Here is a 1,636-nt window from a genome sequence, read left to right as displayed (position 1 = left end):
CAAGGAATCCAAGACGCGCTTAACCACCGGCCACGTCGGAGCTTGAACTACAACTGCGCCAGTGAACTATTCATTGATTTAGATGATTAACTATACCAATTTATAAGAATAGGTCGATACTGTTGCACTTGATTTGACAATTTGGGTTTAAATTTAATTCTTTTATTTTTGATAATATTCCTACTGACAATGGGTGACTTGAACCAGACTCAAGTGACCCCATCAGTGATAAAATTTGTGCGTCTGAATATATTGTATCGGTCGCCTTGTATTCATTGACAGCAAAATCACCTTCTGTCAAGGTCCCTGTCTTATCCATGAGAACTACGTCTAACTTAGTGGCGTCTTCTAATGACTGACGTTTTCTAGTTAATAATCCGTTTTGGGCCCCTATTGAAGTCGAGCGTGCAACTACCAATGGGATGGCAAGCCCTAAAGCATGAGGACAAGCAATAACTAAAACTGTAACAGTGCGTTCTAACGCCATGTTAAAGTCGCCCGAAATCAATAACCATACTATAAAAGTAAGAATTGCTACACTAACGGCAGCATAAACTAATAGTCCAGCAACCCTGTCAGCAATCCCCTCCGCCTTAGATTGTTCTTTTTGTGCATTACTGACCATTTGCATAACTTGTGCTAAATAACCTGACTGGCCAGTACCGGTCACCTTAACCATGATAGAACCCGAGCCATTGGTAGAACCACCAATCACCTTATCATTTTCTACTTTAGCTACTGCTTTAGATTCGCCAGTTACTAACGCCTCATTTACAGTTGTATTACCAGTAAGAACAACGCCATCGGTAGGTATTTTCTCTCCCGCCTTAACAATAACTGATTCACCAATCACAACCTCATTTAACGGTTTTTCAATATGATCACCATTATCCGTGATAACAGTAGCCGTATTGGGTAATAGAGCGGCCATTTTTTCAAGGGCATTACCAGCAGCCATAACAGCATTCATTTCAATCCAATGACCTAATAACATAATATCAATCAAGGTCGCCAGCTCCCAAAAAAAATCCATAACGTGCGCGTTTGATACAAAGAATTGATTAATTGTGAATGCATAAAGACTATAAAAATAAGATACTGTTATACCCAGTGCAACTAGTGTCATCATTTCTGGTTTTCTTTGCTTTAATTCTGCTCTTGCCCCCTTAATAAAAGGTGCTCCACCATAAACGTATAGAAAAGTGGCTAAAATTAGCACTAGCCATTCTGAACCAGGAAAAGTTAAACTTGGCATAAAACTGAACTTTATCATTGGTGATAATGCAATAATTGGAAGCGAAAAAATTAGAGAAACCCAAAACTTATGTTTCATATTTCCCATGTGCATCATTTGTCCGCCATGTTGCATTATATCGCCGCTGCTAGATTCCATATCCATATGATCATTCATTGATTTCATATTGCGATCAGGATGTTGCTTTGAATGCAATTTATTATTTTTCATTTTTACACCTCTATTAAGTTATCGGTACTGTCAAACGTACCTCGTTTTTGTTATTAATTTCCGAATATTAAAAAACACCCGAACGTCTTTTTCTGGTATTCTTGGTGTGCGAACAACAAGAAAATCCAGAAAGAAGGATTCGAGTGCATACACCATTAATAGCCTATTTAG

The 1,636-nt window shown here is 38.3% G+C and carries 1 protein-coding gene; it reads right to left on the bottom strand.

From position 1 onward, the window contains the following. Positions 1 to 100 precede the first annotated feature (100 nt). A complete protein-coding gene (locus tag EKM76_RS13225; RefSeq protein WP_125551014.1) occupies positions 101 to 1,465 on the bottom strand; it encodes an HAD-IC family P-type ATPase in 1,365 nt (454 codons plus the stop codon). Between the last annotated feature and the right edge of the window lie 171 nt (positions 1,466 to 1,636).

This window comes from Loigolactobacillus zhaoyuanensis, assembly GCF_003946385.1.
GTDB classification, from domain to species: Bacteria; Bacillota; Bacilli; order Lactobacillales; family Lactobacillaceae; genus Loigolactobacillus; species Loigolactobacillus zhaoyuanensis.
Note: the sequence above shows the minus strand (reverse complement) of the source record. Positions and strands in the feature narration are given on the sequence as shown.

Coding starts and splice junctions, on each gene's coding strand:
- EKM76_RS13225 (WP_125551014.1), bottom strand. CDS start 1,465: ATGAAAAATAATAAATTGCATTCAAAGCAACATCCTGATCGCAATATG.